Origin of the sequence: Brevundimonas sediminis, from assembly GCF_048799765.1 — a bacterium.
GTDB lineage: Bacteria > Pseudomonadota > Alphaproteobacteria > Caulobacterales > Caulobacteraceae > Brevundimonas.
The window spans coordinates 44,003-61,548 of the sequence record NZ_JBLYQK010000013.1; the positions used below are offsets into that span (position 1 = coordinate 44,003).

The 17,546-nt window shown below is 69.8% G+C and carries 16 protein-coding genes; 3 read left to right on the forward strand and 13 right to left on the reverse strand.

From position 1 onward, the window contains the following. Positions 1–105 precede the first annotated feature (105 nt). The gene (locus ACLQ7T_RS09330) at positions 106–453 is read left to right on the forward strand and encodes a VanZ family protein (RefSeq protein ID WP_420479182.1); all 348 of its coding nucleotides are present in this window, start codon (positions 106–108) and stop codon (positions 451–453) included. Here the strand turns inward: ACLQ7T_RS09330 and ACLQ7T_RS09335 are convergent. The 4 genes from ACLQ7T_RS09335 to ACLQ7T_RS09350 all read right to left on the reverse strand — a co-directional run bounded on the left by ACLQ7T_RS09335 (position 443) and on the right by ACLQ7T_RS09350 (position 5,272). After that, positions 443–1,456, reverse strand: coding sequence for a M48 family metalloprotease (locus ACLQ7T_RS09335; RefSeq protein WP_420479183.1), 1,014 nt, complete (start codon positions 1,454–1,456; stop codon positions 443–445). The two genes, ACLQ7T_RS09330 and ACLQ7T_RS09335, sit on opposite strands and share 11 nt — an antisense overlap. A gap of 4 nt (positions 1,457–1,460) precedes the next feature. Continuing rightward, a complete protein-coding gene (locus tag ACLQ7T_RS09340; RefSeq protein ID WP_420479184.1) occupies positions 1,461–2,156 on the reverse strand; it encodes a polysaccharide biosynthesis/export family protein in 696 nt (231 codons plus the stop codon). Positions 2,157–2,174: 18 nt separating this feature from the next. After that, positions 2,175–2,969 carry a tyrosine-protein phosphatase gene (locus tag ACLQ7T_RS09345; protein WP_420479185.1) on the reverse strand — a complete coding sequence of 265 codons (795 nt, stop codon included), beginning with the start codon at positions 2,967–2,969 and terminating at the stop codon, positions 2,175–2,177. Between the two features lie 104 nt (positions 2,970–3,073). Then, positions 3,074–5,272 (reverse strand): AGE family epimerase/isomerase, encoded by a 2,199-nt coding sequence (locus ACLQ7T_RS09350; protein WP_420479186.1) that lies wholly within the window; start codon positions 5,270–5,272, stop codon positions 3,074–3,076. A 455-nt stretch (positions 5,273–5,727) separates the two neighbouring features. Here ACLQ7T_RS09350 and ACLQ7T_RS09355 point away from each other — a divergent pair, with 455 nt between their 5' ends. Next, positions 5,728–7,620 carry a polysaccharide biosynthesis protein gene (locus ACLQ7T_RS09355; RefSeq protein ID WP_420479187.1) on the forward strand — a complete coding sequence of 631 codons (1,893 nt, stop codon included), beginning with the start codon at positions 5,728–5,730 and terminating at the stop codon, positions 7,618–7,620. Between the two features lie 18 nt (positions 7,621–7,638). Here the strand turns inward: ACLQ7T_RS09355 and ACLQ7T_RS09360 are convergent, their stop codons facing one another. The 6 genes from ACLQ7T_RS09360 to ACLQ7T_RS09385 all read right to left on the reverse strand — a co-directional run bounded on the left by ACLQ7T_RS09360 (position 7,639) and on the right by ACLQ7T_RS09385 (position 13,422). Then, positions 7,639–8,199 carry a sugar transferase gene (locus ACLQ7T_RS09360; RefSeq protein ID WP_420479188.1) on the reverse strand — a complete coding sequence of 187 codons (561 nt, stop codon included), beginning with the start codon at positions 8,197–8,199 and terminating at the stop codon, positions 7,639–7,641. Positions 8,200–8,202: 3 nt separating this feature from the next. Next, positions 8,203–9,678: an aminotransferase class I/II-fold pyridoxal phosphate-dependent enzyme gene (locus tag ACLQ7T_RS09365; RefSeq protein WP_420479189.1), complete on the reverse strand. Its 1,476-nt coding sequence runs from the start codon at positions 9,676–9,678 to the stop codon at positions 8,203–8,205. Continuing rightward, on the reverse strand, positions 9,675–10,253 hold the full coding sequence (locus ACLQ7T_RS09370; RefSeq protein ID WP_420479190.1) for a DapH/DapD/GlmU-related protein: 579 nt from the start codon (positions 10,251–10,253) through the stop codon (positions 9,675–9,677). The genes ACLQ7T_RS09365 and ACLQ7T_RS09370 overlap by 4 nt, the downstream gene beginning before the upstream one ends. A gap of 1 nt (position 10,254) precedes the next feature. Then, positions 10,255–11,391, reverse strand: a complete 1,137-nt coding sequence (gene neuC, locus ACLQ7T_RS09375; RefSeq protein WP_420479191.1) for a UDP-N-acetylglucosamine 2-epimerase — start codon at positions 11,389–11,391, stop codon at positions 10,255–10,257. A 2-nt stretch (positions 11,392–11,393) separates the two neighbouring features. Further along, positions 11,394–12,425 (reverse strand): N-acetylneuraminate synthase, encoded by a 1,032-nt coding sequence (neuB, locus tag ACLQ7T_RS09380; RefSeq protein ID WP_420479192.1) that lies wholly within the window; start codon positions 12,423–12,425, stop codon positions 11,394–11,396. 85 nt (positions 12,426–12,510) lie between these two features. Then, positions 12,511–13,422 carry an NAD-dependent epimerase/dehydratase family protein gene (locus ACLQ7T_RS09385; RefSeq protein WP_420479193.1) on the reverse strand — a complete coding sequence of 304 codons (912 nt, stop codon included), beginning with the start codon at positions 13,420–13,422 and terminating at the stop codon, positions 12,511–12,513. A gap of 82 nt (positions 13,423–13,504) precedes the next feature. Here ACLQ7T_RS09385 and ACLQ7T_RS09390 point away from each other — a divergent pair, with 82 nt between their 5' ends. After that, complete coding sequence (locus ACLQ7T_RS09390; RefSeq protein WP_420479194.1) at positions 13,505–14,122, forward strand: acetyltransferase; 618 nt, start codon at positions 13,505–13,507, stop codon at positions 14,120–14,122. A 9-nt stretch (positions 14,123–14,131) separates the two neighbouring features. Here ACLQ7T_RS09390 and ACLQ7T_RS09395 read toward each other — a convergent pair whose 3' ends face one another. The 3 genes from ACLQ7T_RS09395 to ACLQ7T_RS09405 form a co-directional block, all read right to left on the reverse strand. Continuing rightward, a complete protein-coding gene (locus ACLQ7T_RS09395) occupies positions 14,132–14,917 on the reverse strand; it encodes an FkbM family methyltransferase (RefSeq protein WP_420479195.1) in 786 nt (261 codons plus the stop codon). Between the two features lie 79 nt (positions 14,918–14,996). After that, on the reverse strand, positions 14,997–16,340 hold the full coding sequence (locus tag ACLQ7T_RS09400; RefSeq protein ID WP_420479196.1) for an oligosaccharide repeat unit polymerase: 1,344 nt from the start codon (positions 16,338–16,340) through the stop codon (positions 14,997–14,999). A 46-nt stretch (positions 16,341–16,386) separates the two neighbouring features. After that, entirely contained in the window at positions 16,387–17,487 is a 1,101-nt protein-coding gene (locus ACLQ7T_RS09405) for a hypothetical protein (RefSeq protein WP_420479197.1), read from the reverse strand. Positions 17,488–17,546 lie beyond the last annotated feature (59 nt).

Here is a 17,546-nt window from a genome sequence, read left to right on the forward strand (position 1 = left end):
CCGCCATGGCGACATTCTCCACCCGACGGACGACCTGGGTTCATGACAAGCGAGCATCACGACAATCGGGCCCCGTCCCCACAGCCCAACACCCGGCGTCGGGACATGTTCCGGGGGCTTGTCGCCATTTTCACCCTGGTCGTCGCCTGGTTCGCCTTCACGCCGGCGACCGGGGTCGAGAGCGGTCTGCCGTGGGACAAGGCCAACCACGCGTTGGCCTTTCTGGTGTGGACGCTGCTGGTCGGATGCGGATGGCCGCGCGCCGGCGTGGTCAGGGTCGGGGCGGTGATGCTGGGGCTCGGAATCGGGATCGAGCTGATCCAGGGGCTGCCGGCGGTCGGCCGTGACGCCGATGGACTTGATGTCGTGGCCGACATGGTCGGCTTTGCAGCCGGATGGGGGCTGCTGGCCGCCGCAGGCCTGCGCCGCAGGCTGGGACTTGTCAGGGGATGAGCGGCCGGCCGTCGGCGCGGCGCGCCGCGATGTCCGCCAGGACCGGCTGCAGCGCCCGGCGACGCGCGGGTGCGGACTCGTAGACGCCGCCGGCGTTCGCCTGCGGAAAGCGCGCGGCGGGATTGATCTCCGCGTAGCGGGGCAGGAACGCCACGGCCTGGTACGGGTCGAATCCGGCGCGTGCGAGCAGGTATAGTCCGAGCCGGTCGGCGTCGGCCTCCGCGCTCAGCGAAAGCCCCCTGCGCAAGGTCAGCGCGGCGTTGCCGGCTCCGCGCGGGCCGGTGACGTCCGGCTGTGTCCGGTGTTCCAGAACGGCGTGGGCCAGCTCATGGGCCAGGATGAAGGCCAGTTGATCCGGGCCGGCGGCGGCCTCGACCATCCGGTCGGAGATAAAGATGTGGCGCCCGTCCGTATGGCTGCGGAAAGAGCCGGTCAGTTCAATCTGGGTCGGGTAGGCGCAGGCGGCGACGGGCTGCACCACGACCCGCCGCACCACGCCGGCGCGCCGTACCGACAGATCCAGTGGTCCGCCGCCGGCCGCCGCGGCGTCCAGCAGGGCTGTATTGGCGTCCAGCCCGTCGTAGGCGCTGGCGGCCCCGACGTCGCCCCGATCAAGCGGGCGACCTTCAACCGCCAAGATCAGATCGCCGGGGGCGAGTCCGGCCGCCGCCGCCGGGCTGCCGGCCGGGGCGGCGAGAATGCCCGGCAAATCTCCCTCCAGTCCGTACCGGGCCTCGGCGACGGGGCGGAGAGCGTCGCCGTACTGGCTGGCGGACTGCAGCGACCAGCCGGTCCGGAAGCGGTTGACCGGGCAGAGATCGGCGTTGCTCCGGGCGAGCGTCCAGCTGACCTCGGCGACCCGCGCATCGGCCGCATTCAGTGCGTCCAGGCGCGCCGCCGGCGGGGCCGCCGGGGATCCGGACTCGATGGCGGGATGGCCGCAGGCCGACAGGCCCGCCGCGAGGACGAGGGCCGCCGCGAGAAGACCCGGCCGGAGCTTCACGATCCTAGAACGGACGGAAGATCGCCAGGGCCGGGAGGGCGCCGATGGTCTCGCGCAGGGCGGCGTTCAGGCGCGAGGTGTCGACCACGATGATGTCGTCGCCGAGCACGGTGGGATCGCTGGCGCGACCCTGGCGGATGGCCTGGAGGTCGAAGACGGCGACCGAGCGCTGCCCCTCGATGGTGCGGAACACCGCGACCTGGGTGAGGTTGGCGACGGGGCTGGGGCCCTCGGCCATGGCGACGGCCTGGAGCAGGGAGGTGGTGCCGCGCATCTCGTAGACGCCCGGTTTGGTGACGGCGCCGTCGACGGTGATCTTCTGGCTGGCGGCCTCGGCCACGGTGACGGTGACCTGCGGATTGCGCAGATACTGGGCGCTCAGCTTGGTGGCGATGTCGCTGGAGAGCTCGAGCGCGGTGCGCTCCGACGCCCGGACGGCGCCGATCAGCGGGAGCTGGATGTTGCCGGAGGTGTCGACCACCAGTTCATCAAACGACAGATCGGGCACCTGGAAGACCCGGATGGTCAGCTTGTCGCCGACGCCGATGCGGTATTCCGACTGCACTGCGGCGACGGTGTGGACGTTCTGCAGATCGACAGGCTGGGCCGCCGTGACCTGACTGATATCCATCTTGGGCCCGCCGCAGGCGGCGAGCAGGCTGGCCGTGGCGATCAGAACCAGCGAGAGAGCGCGCATCATGCGACAGTCACCTTGATGTCAGGCGGCCTTGAACAGCCGTTTGAAGAAGCCCGGCCGAGCGGCCGGACGGGAAGCGCCGACCGCGGGCGGAGCCGAAGCAGGCGTAGCGTTTTCCAGCACGGCGAGGGGTCGGGTCAACACCATGTCTTTCGCCGCCTGTTCGCCGAGGCGTTCCGCCACGGCCTCGACCGCGGCGGACAGGGTGGGCGACCGGCTGCGCAGGTTGTGGGCGTCGGTCGCCAGGATGTGCACGATGCCGTCATCCAGCATGCGCTCGGCCCAGTACCGGGTGCGGTTCCCGAAGCGGCCCGTCACGGAGCCCGCCGTGATCTGCATCCAGGCGCCGTTGCGGGCCAGGTCCACCATCAGCCCGTAGTGGTCCTCGATCCAGCGCAGACGTTCCGGATGGGTGATCAGCGGGTGGAAGCCCGCCGCCATGCAGTCGAACACGGCGTCCGCCATTCGCGGCGGGGCGGTGGTGTGAGGCGGCTCGAACAGGAAGTAGCGGGTGTCGGCCAGGGTCAGCTTGGACCCGTCGCGCAGCCCGGAGGCGAGGCCCGGGACCAGATGGACGTCCGCGCCCGTGACGAGCCGCAGCGGGATGCCGGCCTTGTCCAGCTCGGCCTGCAGGGCGACCACGGCGGCGCGCACGCCCTCCGCGGTGTTCTCGTAGTAGCCGGGCATCATGTGCGGCGTGCAGGCGGTGACGGTGATGCCGTCGGCGACCGCCATCCGCGCCATTTCCAGAGCGGTCTCCAGATCGGGCGCCCCGTCGTCGATACCGGGCAGGATATGGCAGTGGAGGTCGATCACATCGGTCTCGTGGTGCGGCAGCGCGCCGGAGGAAGGGCCGCTGCGCCTGAACAGGGGATGAAGGGCCGCCCCCGCGGTCGGCCCGGTAACGCGGCGCGGGGTGCTTAGTTCAATCCGGTCGGCGCCTCGGGAAGAAGGCCTGCCCGGGCGGCGACGCACACCTGATCGAAGGCGCCGACGATGTGGTAGAGCGAACTGGCGGGGGCGGGTTCGTCGACGAAGGCGCCGGCCGGCTCGAGCTTGTCACGCCAGGCGCCGTTGGGCTGGAGATAGAGGGCCAGGCCGGCGGCCGCCTTTCGGGCTTCCAGCAGGCGTTGCTCACGCTCCGATCCCTCGGCCAGTTCCGCCATCGCAAGGGCGGCTCGCAGCCACTCGGTCTGCGGCCAGAGGCGGGCGCGCGCGCTGCGGACCGCGAGGCTGTCGTCCAGTTCGTCTATCGCCACGCCGCGTCGCGGGTCGATCCCGCGCAGGCCGTGACCGTAGAGCCGCCGCGCCGCCTCCATCGCCGACGGGTCGTTCCGGGTGAGGGCGTGGCGGGACAGCAGCCAGGCCCACTCGAACTGGTGGCCGGGCTCGACCAGGCGACCGTCCCCCCCCGTCGCCGGACGCCAGTCCGCGTCGAAGAACTCGCGCAGGAAGCCGGCTTCGGCGTCGATGAAGCGGCCGAGCGACAGCGCCGCCAGCCCGTCCGCCACGGCGGTCCAGCGTCCATCGACGTTCCGCGCCGCCCAGGCCTGCGCCGCCTCGAAGAGGTGCATGTTGGCGTTGGCCTGGAACGGGCGGTCCCCGCTTTCCGTCCAGCCGCCGTTCGGCCGCTGTTCGGCGAGCAGCCGGTCGAGAATCCGGCCGGCGAGGGCCTCGCACCGGTCGGTCTCGATCTCCAGGGCATGGACGGCGGACAACGCCAGCAGGGTGAAGGCCTGTTCGTAGAGGACGACGCCGTCATCCAGGATCGATCCGTCCGGGTTCAACGCATTGCGGACGGCGCCGTCCGGCCGCAGGTAGCCGGACAGGAAGCGGTCCAGGCCGCGCTCGACCCGCTCGCGCCAGGGGCCGGTCCAGCCGAGGGCGCCGGCGCGGGCGAAGACGAAGATCTGTCGGGTCTGGACCCGGGCGCGGCGCCGGGTTTCGACCGGTCTTCCGTCCAGTGTCAGGCTCTCGACGAAGGCGCCGTCCGCGTGTGTCCCCAACGTCGCCCACAGCGGCAGGGCGGCGGTGCGCATCCAGTCGCCGAATCGCTCGTACGGCGCGGGCCCGGCGGCGGCGGGGACGTCGGCATGCCGGGGGGCCTCGGCCTTGACCCGATCCACCACCAGCTTGACGTCCTGGGCGCGCGCGAGGTCGCAGACCAGCACGGCGTCCGGTTCGGCGATGACGGCGATCCCGGACACACCGAGGGTCGCCACCACCATGCCGTCAGCGGCGCGCACGAGGGTGTTGTCGCTGTCGACGCCAATATGCAGGCCGGTATGGCCGGCGCCGGTCGCCAGAACCGAGTCCCAGGCCCCGACGTCGGACCATTCGAAAGCGACCGGCAGCACCGAGGTGCGGTCGCTCTTTTCCATCACGGCGTAGTCGATCGAGATGCGGGGCGCGGTGCGGAAGGCGTCGGTCAGGCGGACCAGCGGGCCGGTCAGGTCGGAGGGAATAGCGGCCCGCGCCGCCTTGCCGATGCCCGGGGCGTGCCGGTCCAGTTCGTCCATCAGCGCGGCGGCCGAGACGATGAAGTTGCCGCTGTTCCAGAGGAAACCGTCCTTCAGATAGCGCGCCGCGGTCGCCGGATCGGGCTTTTCGACGAACCGCTTCACCGGAGACAGGCCCGAACCTTCCGGACAGATGTAGCCGTAGGCGGGAGAAGGCCAGGTCGGGGTGACCCCGAGCGTCACGATACGCCCCCGCGCCGCCTCGGCGGCGGCGGTCGCCACCGCGGCGCGGAAGGCTTCGGAATCGGGGATGTGGTGGTCCGAGGCGATGATGGCGGCCACGCCCTCGGGGTCGCGGCGCTGGATGAAGGCGGCCGCGGCGGCCATGGCGGGGCCGGAATCGCGCGCCTCGGGCTCCAGCAGAATGGTCGCCGTCACGCCGATGGCCGCCAGTTCGGCGGTGATCGCGTCGACATGGCCCAGGCCGGCGACGACGACCACCTCGCCCGCCTCGGCGAGGGGCGTGACGCGGAGCACCGTCTCCTGGAACAGGGACCGCGCCCCCGTCAGCGGCAGGAACTGCTTGGGGCGTCCGGGGCGGGACGCGGGCCAGAGCCGCGAACCGGCTCCGCCGCACATGATCACCGGATAGATTTTCATCGTCCCCCCGCGAAGGCCGCGACCAGATCTGCTTCTAGAGACGGATCGCGCCCCCGTCTCGGAAGAGTTGCGAAATCCCGCGCCGTCGGGCGCAAAAGGCCGACCCGGGACGCAGGAAGACCTTCGCCTCCCAGAGAAACGCCCGTTTCCTTTACTTACCCGCGTTCGGTCAGTCGCCGGAGGGTGTCGCGGACGTGACAGGGATTGAACAAAGGTCTAGAACGCCGGAACTTTTTCGTCACGCGACCATTCCAGCGCGACGGGGCGGGCGTCCAGCGGTTGATCCGTGCGGCTTTCGCGATTTTTATCGACCGAAGTGGAGGGATGACAGGGGACGTCATCATACTGTGGTCGCTTCGCGCCAATACTTGGCGCAGCGCCTATGCTGGCACCTGTCGGGCAGGACCGTCTTGGGGAACGCAAACATTCTTTTGGTCCGTGGACTGAAGATCGCCGTGCGGGCGCTCGTGCGCGGCGTTGCGGTCATCGGCGGCTATCTGGTGGCTTCCGGAAACGGTCTGACCCCCGACGCCATCCTCGGTTCCCTGCAAGCGGCCTGGCTGTACGCCATCGGGTTCGCGGCGCTGGGCTTCGGGCTGGACCTGTTCTTCAGGACCGACCGGGCCCTGTGGCGGTATGTGTCGATCGTCGACGTCGGCCCGATCGTCCGCACCTCCCTGTTGTCGGCGGCGGTGTTCCTGGCCTTCAGCTTCTTCGTCGAGCGGGGCGCCTCGCTGCCGCGTTCGACCATGTTGATCGTTCCGATCCTCGACATCGGCCTGACCCTGGCGCTGGTCCTGCTGCGCCGGATCCTGCACGACAAGGAGGCTCTGCGGGCGATCGCCCCCTTCGTCGGTTCGACCGATGAGCGCCCGCCGCTGATCGTGGTCGGGGCGATGGATCGCGCCGAGACCTTCCTGCGCGAGCTGGCCCGGAGCGGAGAGCCCTATCGGCCGGCGGGCATTGTGACCGACACGCGGGGGGCGGCGACCCGCGCGCTGCGCGGCGTTCCGGTCCTGTCCGACGCCGGCGCGGCGTTCGAGATCCTGGAAGACCTGACCGACCACGATATCGAGGCGGCGATCGTCTTCCTGGACGACTCGCTTACGCCGGTGGACTTCGGGGTCGAGCGGCTCGGGCAACTGCGGACACGGGGCGTCCACCTGCTGCGCGTGCCCAGCCTGGTCGAGCTGGGCGGCAAGGCGGACGAGCCGGTCATGCGCAAGTTCGAGCTGGAAGAGCTGCTGGCGCGGCCGCCGGTGCGTCTGGCGGACGGTCCGCTGCGGGCGCTGGTCGCGGGCAAACGCGTTCTGGTCACCGGCGCGGGCGGCTCCATCGGCTCTGAAATCTGCCGTCAGGTCGCGAGCCTCGGCTGCGGTCATCTGGTGCTTGTCGACAATTCCGAGTTCGGGCTGTTCAAGATCGACCAGGAGATCGCGACGCGCTGGCCGACCCTGTCGCGGCGCGAATATCTCTACGACGTGCGGAACAAGGCCCTGCTCAACGAGGCCTTCGGCAGCGAACGGCCCGACGTGGTCTTCCACGCCGCCGCCCTGAAGCACGTGCCGCTGATGGAGAAGCACCCTTGCGAAAGCGTGCTGACCAACGTCGTCGGCACCTGGAACGTCGCCGAGGCCGCCAATGCGGCCGGGGTGAAGCACATGGTCTTCATCTCGACCGACAAGGCCGTCGATCCGCCGAACGTCATGGGCGCCACCAAGCGCCTGGCGGAGGCCGTGGTTCGCGCCCAGCAGACCGGAGACGGCGGCAATACCCGTTTCAGCGTCGTGCGGTTCGGCAATGTGCTGGGATCGGCCGGCTCGGTCGTGCCGACCTTCCGGGCGCAGATCGAACGGGGCGGCCCCGTGACGCTGACCCATCCCGAGATCGAGCGCTACTTCATGACCATCCCGGAGGCGGTTCAGCTGGTGCTGCACGCTACGGCCCATTCGGCGGGCCAGCCGGACGGTCCGCTGGGGGTGTTCGTTCTGGACATGGGCAAGCCGGTGAAGATCATCGACCTGGCCCGCCAGCTGATCGGCCTCTACGGCAAGGTCCCCGGCAAGGATATCGAGATCGAGGTCACGGGGCTTCGCCCGGGCGAGAAGCTGTTCGAGGAGCTGGTCGATTCCAGCGAGGTCGCCGAGATGTGCGGCCAGAGCCTGATGTGCGTGACCGACCGGATCAAGGGCGTGCGCATGACCGAGCGGATGGTGCAAAAGCTCGAACAGACCGCCCGCACCGGCGACAACGCCGCCGCGCGCGCCCTGATCTTCGACATGCTGGCCCGGGTGCGGACCGTCGCCGACGAGCGCGGCGCAGAGGTGGTCCCGATCAAGCGGGCCTGAGGGCGGGGCCAGCGACCCTCAGTGCGAGATGTCGCGCGCGCCCAGCACCTTGCCGACGGTCAGCCAGATGGTCTTCAGGTCCATGGCGAAGGACCGGTTCTCCAGATAGGCCACGTCGAGCGCGACCTTGTCGGGGATGGACAGCTCGTCCCGGCCGTTGACCTGGGCCCAGCCGGTCAGGCCCGGCCGCAGGCGGTGGACGCCCTTCTCCGTGCGCAACGCGATCAGGTCGTCCTGGTTGAACAGGGCGGGACGCGGCCCGACGATGGACATGTCGCCGACGAAGATGCTCCACAGCTGGGGCAGCTCATCGAGGCTGGACTTGCGCAGGAAGCCGCCGATGGGCGTGAGCCAGGCGGAGGTGTCGGTCAGGAGATGGGTGGCGACGGCCGGGGTCTCGGTCCGCATCGACCGGAATTTCGGCATGCGGAACAGCTTGTTGTCGCGGCCGACCCGGTCTGACCAGTAGATCGCCGGGCCCTTTGAGGTCGCCTTCACGGCCAGCGCCGTCGCCAGCATCACCGGCGAGAGGACCAGCAGGGCGCCGCCCGCCATGACAAGATCAAACGCGCGCTTCACGGGTCACCGCGCCTTCAGGATCGTGCGCATGGCGTCGATGATCCGGTCGATCTCGGCGCGGGTCATGTTGGACCCGGAAGGCATGCAGAGGCCGCGCTCGAAGATGAGGTCCGAAACCGGCGCATTGCCGTGGCTGAAATGGCGGCAGCCGGCGAAGACCGGCTGCAGGTGCATGGGCTTCCACACCGGGCGGGCCTCGATCATCTCGTCGGCCAGTCGCCGGACGACCTCGGAGGCCGTCACCCCGGTGACCTCCGGATCCAGGGTCAGGGCGGAGAGCCAGCGGTTGGACCAGCTCCACTCCGGTTCGGGTTGCCACTCCAGCCCGGGCAGACCGGACAGACCCTCGCGGTAGGCGTCGTGCACCGCGCGCCGGGCCTCGACCCGGTCGCCCAGGACCTGCAACTGGCCCCGCCCGACGCCGGCGAGGATGTTGGACATGCGATAGTTGAAGCCGATCTGGCTGTGCTGATAGTGCGGCGCCGGATCGCGGGCCTGGGTGGCCAGGAAGCGGGCCTGCCGGATCAGGGCCTCATCATCGGACACCAGCATGCCGCCGCCGGAGGTGGTGATGATCTTGTTGCCGTTGAAGGAGAAGACGCCCATCAGACCGAAGGAGCCGGACGCCTTGCCCTTGTAGGTCGCGCCCAGACTTTCCGCCGCGTCCTCGATCATCGGCACACGGTAGTGGTCGCACAGCGCCAGGATCGGGTCCATGTCGGCGGACTGGCCGTACAGATTCACGACGATGACCGCCTTCGGCATCCAGCCCTCGGCCTTCGCCGTCTCGAAGGCGCGCTCCAGCGCCAGCGGCGACATGTTCCAGCTGTCGGCCTCGCTGTCGATGAAGACCGGTTCGCCGCCCTCGTAGACGATGGGGTTGGCCGAGGCCGCGAAGGTCAGGGTCGAGCAGAAGACCTTGTCCCCCGGCTTCACGCCGAGCATCCGGACGGCCAGGTGGATGGCGGCGGTGCCGGACGACAGGGCCGCGGCGTGCTTCACCCCCGCACGGGCGGCGATCTCCTGTTCGAAGGCGTCCACGTTGGGACCCAGGGGGGCGATCCAGTTGGTGCGGAAGGCCTCCTCCACATAGTGAAGCTCGGCCTCCCCCATGTGCGGGGTCGAAAGCAGGATGGGCGCGCCGATGTCGCGGCGGCTGAGCACGCGCACCACCCGTCCCTCGCTGTCGATCAGCGGGAGGTGGTTGATCTCGTGTACGTCCATCAGCGCCAGCGCCGCCTTGCGCGACACCTCCTCCGGCGCGGTCACCGAGGCCAGGTCGGGCAGGTCCTCCAGGCTGTCGCCCATTCCGGCCCCCGCCAGAAGCAGTCGGCGCAGATCCCCGTCGGTGACGGTCCGCAGGAACCGCCCCCCGGCGTCGACGAGCAGAAGCATCTGCATGCCGGAGGTGTTGATGATCTCCATGGCGTCGCGGATCGTGGCGGATCGCCGGGAGCAGAAGTCCTGGATGTCGGTCATGCGGTGTGGAGTCCTGCGGCAGGCGGAGGCGGCGAGGGTGTCGGCCGGATTTCGTCGGCCTGGAGGTCCCGGGTCACGACCACGCCTGTCTTCACCGCGGCGCGCGCGCCGATGGACAGGCGCGGGCCGACGACCGCGCCGGGACCGATGAAGGCGTGATCGCCGAGGCGGCAGTCATGATCCACCACGGCTCCGGCGCAAACGATCACGCCCGCGCCGAGAACGGTGTCGGGTCCGACGACGGCGCCCGCGCCGATGAAGCTTCCATCGCCGATCGTGGCGAAGGCGGATACGGAGGCGTGGGGATGGACGACGGTGACCGGCACGGCGCCGACGGCCCTGGCGTCTGAAAGCAGGGCGGCGCGGACGCGATTGTCGCCGACCGCGACATGCACCCGGGCGCCCGCAAGCGTTCCGTCGATCTCGGGGGCGGAGACCGGACACCCCATCAGGGTCTGTCCGGCCAAGGCGTCGCGGCCGTCGCGGATCCGCAGGTCCGCCCGTTCGCCACCCGCGGCCAACCAGGCGTCGATGACGACCTTGCCGTGCCCGCCTGCCCCGATCAGATGGATCATCTCAGTACCGGTTCACCTTCATCATCAGGGCGTCGTCGATCACCAGATCGGCCAGGTGTCGGGCGATCCGCGTCGCGGCCGTACCGCCGGGGACGCTGTAGACATTGGCGACCGGATAGCGGCCATGGGCCAGCTGGGCGCGGATTCCCGCCTCGACGGCCCCGGCCTCCACCTCGACGTCGAGGGTGTTGGCGTTGCGCTCGCGCAGGTTCTGCCGTCGTCCGACGTTGAGCACCGGCGTACCGAAGCTTGCGGCCTCGGTGATGCCCGAACTGGAGTTGCCCAGCATCAGGTCGGCCACGGACATCACGTCCAGGAAGTCCTCGCGGGCCAGGTGGGTCAGCAGCCGGAGGTCGGTCTGTCCGTCACGCCCTTGCAGCGCCTTCAGGACTCCGTCGCTGCCGGCGTCCGCGTTCGGCGCCAGGGCGACGACCTGACAGCCGGCGTCCAGCAGGGCGTCCAGCAGGACGCCGGTGTCGGCTTCAGCGCGCGGCGCTTCCTGCAGCACCGGGTGGTAGAGCATCAGGGCCAGGGGGCGCTCCGGGGCCAGGCCGTGGCGACGGGCGACCTGTTCCCGGTCCGCTGCGGGGCGCGTGTCGAGGCCATCCAGACCGGGCGCGCCGACCACATGGATGTGCTCCGGCGCCTCGCCCATGCGGATCAGGCGGTCGCGGGCGTCTGCGGTCGCGGTGAGGTGCAGGTGGGACAGTTTGGAGATCGCGTGCCGGACCGGTTCGTCCACCGTGCCGGAGCGTTCTCCGCCGCAGACATGCGCGACCGGAATGTTCAGATGAATGGCGGCGAGGGCGCCGGCCAGCATCTCGCCCCGGTCGCCGAGCAGCAGGACCACATCCGGCCGGTCGGCTTCCATGGCGGTGATGAAGGCGGGGATCATCATTCCGATGCCGCGCGCCATGGTGGCGCCGGTCGCCGGCTCGAGGGGAACCGGCGCCCGGGCCGACAGCTCCAGCCCCGCGGCCTCGATCTCGCGGACCGTCTCGCCATGGGCAGGCGACAGGTGCATGCCGGTGGCGATAACGGACAGGGAAAGCCCCTCGTGGTCGCGCACGGCCTGAAGCGTTCGCCGCATCAGGCCGAAGTCGGCGCGGGTGCCGCTGATGTAGCGGACGCGCCGCACGGTCAGACCAGGTCCGTCCACTGCAGCGGCTGGCCCGCGGGCACAGCGGCCTTCAGCGTGCGGCCGACCACCTCGTCCAGCTGCTTGGCCGGGATGCCGCTGGCGGGGCGCAGCAGCAACAGGTCCGCCTCGTCCAGACGCTCGCCGGCGGCGATGTCGCGGGCTGCGGTGACCGAGCGGCGGACGAGCGCCCGGACCGGAATCTCCGACTCGGTGGGCGCCTTCACCGGCGATCCGAGCGCAGCCTCGATGTCGCGGATCTGACGGACCAGGGTCGCCAGCTCGGCGGGATCGAGCGAGGCGGTGTGATCCGGCCCGGACAGGGTCTTGTCCATGGTGAAATGCTTTTCGATGACGACGGCGCCCATGGCCACGGCGCCGGTCGAAACAGCGACCCCGAGGGTGTGGTCCGAATAGCCCACGGGCAGTCCGGTCGCGGTGGCGATGGTCTGCATCGCCCGCAGGTTCACGTCAGTGCACGCCGCCGGATAGTTGGACGTGCAGTGCAGGATGGTGACGACGTCCGACAGCGGGGCGGTGAAGCCGCGTGCGGCGCGGGTGTCCGCGATGAAGGCGACCGCCTCCTCGACTTCCTGCAGCGTCGCCATGCCCGTCGAGACGATCAGGGGCAGGTCCTGGGCGACGAGGTAGCGCAGGAAAGGGAAGTTGGTGATCTCGCCTGACGGGACCTTGATCCGCTTCATGCCCAGCCGGACCAGAAGGTCGACGGAGCCGTGGTCGAACGGGGTCGACATGAACTCGATGCCGCGGCGGGCGCAGCGCTCGACCAGCTGCTCGTGATCGCTGTCGGACAGTTCGAGCGGACGGACCATGTCCCGTTGGCTGCCTTCGCCCGTCTCGCGCTTCTGATACTCGGCCTTTCCGGCCGTCGGCCCGATCACCAGATCGGTCGAGAAGGTCTGGAATTTGACGGCGTCGGCGCCGGCGTCGGCGGCGGCGTCGATCATGTCCAGCGCCCGACCGAGGTCGCCGTTATGGTTCACGCCGGCTTCGGCGATGATGAAGACGCTCACTCGTCGGATCCTCTTTCGCGCGCGGGGGGCTGGACCCGCCGGGCATGGGTCTGACCTAGCCCATCCCGGCAGGGGGCGGAAGGGTTCAGGGGCGCCAGCCCAGGGTGTCGCGCGTATGGGTGATGTCGATCTCCAGATCACCCAGCAACTGGGACCTCAGGGCGGATCGTCCGGTGACGCGGAAGGCGAGCTCAAGCAGGGCCGCGGGGACCGGCAGGAGTCGCGCGGGGCGGCCGAGGGACGCCGCCAGGTCCAGCAGGATCCGGCGGGTCGAAACCGCCTGCCCGTCACTGACCAGGAAAGTCTGGCCGGCCGCCGCCTCATGGGTGAGGCAGAGCGCGATCAGGTCGACCAGCCGCTCGCGCGAGACCAGGTCGCGCCGGTTGCCGTCGACGGCGCCGAGGGGAAGGGGCAGGCCCTTGCCGATCCATCGCGTCAGCGTTCCCAGATTGCCCCGGGCGCCCGGACCGGTGATCAGGGGCGGGCGGATGGTGACGACCTCCAGCCCGCTGTCCCGCGCGAGCGCGGCCAGGCCGGTCTCCGCTTCCAGCTTCGAGACCGCGTAGGGCGAGTGCGGCTGCGGCGCGTCCTGCGCGGTGAAGGGCGCGCCCGAGGTCTCGCGGCCGTTCACCCCGATGCTCGAAATGAAGACCAGCCGCCGGACCCCCGCGGCGGCGGCGGCGCGCGCCAGGTTCAGCGTCCCTTCGGTGTTGGTGTGTCTGAACGCGGTCAGCGGATCCGCCGCGGTCTCGGACAGGACGTGGGCCCGCCCCGCGCAGTGGACGACGGCGTCGACGCCGTCGAGGGCCGCGGACCAGTCCGTTCCGGGGCCGAGATCGCCGATCATCGCGACGTCCACCCCCTCCGGCCAGCCGCCGGGATCCTGGCGGACGGCGGCGCGCACGGGAACGCCCCGTGACGCCAGCTCTCGCACCACCGCGCCGCCGAGGAAGCCGGTGGCGCCGGTGACCAGCACCCGTCCTTTGTGATGGGGCAAGAGGGCTCTCCGTGACGGGCGCGCGGCCCGGATCGTCGTCAGCCTATTGGCCGGACCGGTCGCTGCGTGCAACTCTGTGCACATGAAGATCGCAATCTACGGACCGGGCGGCTTCGGCCGCGAACTGGTGCAGGCGGCGCGGGACGCTGTCTCCGCGGACGGGGGCGAGGTGGTGTTCGTCTCCGACAATCCGGACGAGATCGGCCAGACCATCTGCGGCGTCCCGGTCGTCGGGGCGGATGCGCTGGACTGCCCGGCCGTCATCGCGATCGGCGACGCCGTTGTCCGCCGCCGCATCGCCGAACGGATCACCGCCGGGGACCTGGCGGCGTCGACCCATCGCAGGGGGCCGGATGTCGTGGTCGGTGAGGGCTCGGTCTTCTGCGATTTCACCGTGGTCACCGCGTCCGCGAGGATCGGACGCCACTTCCACTGCAACATCTATTCGTACGTCGCCCACGATTGCGTCATCGGGGACTTCGTGACCTTCGCGCCCAAGGTGGCGTGCAACGGCAATGTCCACATCGAGGACGACGTCTATGTCGGCACCGGCGCCGTGTTGCGCCAGGGCGCCCCGGGCAAGCCGCTGCGGATCGGCAAGGGCGCGGTGATCGGCATGGGAGCGGTCGTCACCAAGGACGTCCCGCCGGGCGCCGTGGTGGTCGGCAATCCGGCGCGGCCGATGGAGCCCCGCTCCTAGAGGCGACGATCAGGCGACCTTCAGGTAGCCGTCGATCTGCTCCTGGCTGAAGTAGCCCTTGTTGCGGCGCAGCGGGGAGTCAAAGGGCACGAAGACCAGGTCGACCTGCGCCAGGGCGTTGTCCAGGGCCCGGTAGTGGCCCTCCAGCGTTTCATAGCAGGCGAAGCCGAGTTCATTCATCCGCACGACGATCTCGTTGAACTCGGGCGCGCCGTGGCGGAACTGGTGGAACGAGCACTCGATGATGATCACGTCGATCTGGTCGAGGATGCCGGCCGCCCCCTCAAGCACCATCAGTTCGGCGCCCTGGGTGTCGACCTTCAGCAGGCAGGGGCGGGCGATGGGCTGCTCGATGATGCTGTCCAGGCGGCGCATCGGGACCTCGACGGTCTCGCCGTCCAGACGGGCGCCCTCCCACTGGTCGAAGGCCGACGACCCCGAGATGTCGCTGTGGACGTTGAAGCGCAGGACCCCGTCCTCGGCGCCCGCCGCGACGTTGAAGGTGCGCGCGCCGAGGGTGCGGGCGTATTCGGCGAGGATCGGGGCGCAGGCCGGCACCGGCTCCACCAGATAGAGCTGCGCCCCCTTGGTCGAGTTGTAGAGGCCGGGGGTGCCGTGGGCGACGCCGACGTCGATGACCGTCCTGAAGGTCTGCCCCTGCTTGCCCACATGGGCGATGAAGGCGTCGAAATCGCGGTTGGGCGTGCTGGCCGGGACCAGCTTCAGCGCCGCGACGCCGAGCACCCCGTTGATCAGGGGAAGGATGCGCGTCCGCACATATTCTTTGAATCGCATGGTGTCCTGCCCAGCCCGAAGATGGTGAAAAACCTTAGCAATCCTGACCGGCCAGGACAGCCCCTTTTGCCCGGAGGCGTCAGATCCAGCGCCGTCGGGGGCGACGGATCGCCGGGTGAGGCGAGGCGGTCCGGACCCGGACCGTGACCAGGGCCACGATCAGCCAGAGATGGATCAGCAGGCCGTTCGAGAAGCCGACCGGCGTGCCGATGATGCTGAACAGGATGCCCATGACGATGAAGGGCACCGCCATCAGCCAGCGGGGATCCCGCCCCTGACGGACCAGGACATAGACCTTGCCCGCCAGCCAGCCCCAGATCATGCAGGGGATGAGGCCGAGGAATTTCAGGTCGACATACAGGGTGCCGAAGGCCGACGGCAGGAAGCCGTAGACGTTGACCGCGCCGAGGTGGGCATAGCCGTTGGCCACGAACTCCCCGTTGAGGCGGCGCATCAGGGCGCCGATCAGGTCGACGCCGTAGACGCCGAACAGCATCGGCCCGTCATAGCTGGTGAACAGGGTGTTCGACATGACCAGGCCCTGGAGCAGGTACCAGAAGCTCACGAACGTCAGGTAGGACCCCTCGGGTCCGAGAAGCTGGAACAGGACATTCGAACCGGGCCCGTTGAAGTTGACGCCCCAGGACTGGCCGGCGATGCCGAACATCGCGTCCACCCCGCCGGAAATTTCGGCCCGGGTCAGGAAGACCTGCATGAAATACAGGAACATCACGCCGCCCAGGGCACCCATGACCGCCTTGCCGCCGGGGCCGAGCCGGAACAGCGGACGCCGGCGTCGCGCGGGACCGCCGGAGCGGGCGGCCATCAGCTTGCGGGGGAAGAGCTGCTTCCTGAGATTGAAGGCGTAGATCATCATGACCAGGGCGTAGAGCAGCGGCGATCGTCCGCCCATGGACAGCGCCGCCATCACGACAGGCAGGAGGCCGAAGACGCCGATCCGCCAGGCGATCGGCCGGGGCCGGTAGGCGATCTCGCGCACCAGATAGATGAAACCGGCCGGATAGGTCAGGAAGGCCAGCTGGAACCAGATCGAACTGGCGGACTGCCCGCCGCTCATCAGGGCGCCGGCGGTGGCGGAGCGCGCCTCGTAGGCGTCGGCGAGGTCGAGCAGGTTGCGCCCCTGGGTGTCCATGAACGACGCCATGATCGCGATCAGGGCCGCGACGATCAGCAGCCGGTCGGTCAGATGGAAGTCCGCGACCACATCCATTCGCCGCGGCTGTTGCGGCTGGGGCCGTCCGGCGAGCAGGGCGCCCGCGCAGAAGGCCCCGATGAAGAGGAACAGGATGAGATAGCCGTACAGGCTCATCACCCGGTTCTCGAGCTGGAACGGCAGGACGAAGAAGGCCACCACGCAGGTGACCCAGACCATCAGCATCAGGACGGCGGGGTGCAGTCTCATGCCGTGGGGCTCCTGTCGCGGCCGTCCGGCGCGCCCGGCGCGGCCGTCACCCGATCACACAGGTGATGACGCGGCGTTCGCCGTCGACGACCATGCCGCCGCGGTGAATGCCCTTGGTGTCGAACAGGACGATCGAGCCCTTTTTCGCCTGGATCGCCCAGAGGCCGGCGTGAATGTCGGCGCCGATGCCGGAGTCGGGCGTGAGGTCGTTCCCGAACGCCCCCTTCTGCCGAAGGCGGGCGGGGAGGGCGGCGAACAGTTTGCGGGCCTCGGGATCGGTGGCGCCCAGGCCGTTGCTGTCGTTCGCCTCGCAGATCAGGTCGTCCAGCCGCGAAATCCGCATGCGGTTCGAGCCGAGCACATAGCTGAACGGTCCGTTTCGTTCGCCGACGTCGCTCAGATAGATAATGGCCTTGAGGTCGCCGCCCGAGGCGTCCCGGTGGCAATAGGCGGTGGCGGGCAGGTCGCCGGCGTCCCTGTCCGGGAAGATGTCCCGCCAGAAGCTGTCCGTGACGTCGTTGATCTGCGGATTCACATCGATGAGGCGGGCGGTGCGGCCGAGATAGGCGTTGGACGCCGCCATGACGCCCGACTCCGTCAGCAGGGTCTCGATCTCGGCGAACAGGTCGGCGGCGGCGATGCGACTGGCCTGTCCGCGGGACTCCTCGAACCGGCGCTGGCCGTTGGACTTGCCGCGCCGGGCGGCAAGGGTCTCGAACTGCGGCGCAGAGACCTGCTCCAGCCGTTCGACGCGATCGGCGGGGACGCTGATGACCATGACGCCGTGCTGGTCCAGCGGGGCGCCGTCACGGACCGCGGTGCTTGCCGCATGGCGCTTGCGCATCGAGCCGGCGGTCATGTTCCTGAGCGCGGCGCCGGCGAAGCGGAGACGCCCGGCGACCGATCGGTCCGCCCGCAGGTCATAGGGGATCATCTCGTAGCGGATCGCGCGTTTCAGCAGCAGCTTCGCCATGCCTGCGGCGAACACGGCGCCGGCCTTGAGGCGGGTGCGCGGGTCGGCGGCGGCGGACAGTCCCCGGTAGGCGTCATGATGCTCGTAGTCGATCAGCTCGGGCCGCCAGACCACGTCCGGCATCGGGCGCAGGGCGGGGTCAGGGTCCAGGATCACATAGCCGGGCGAGGTCATCTGACTGGCCTGTCTTTCTGCAGCGCGGAGTTGCTCGACATCCCGTCAGGCCGGGACGT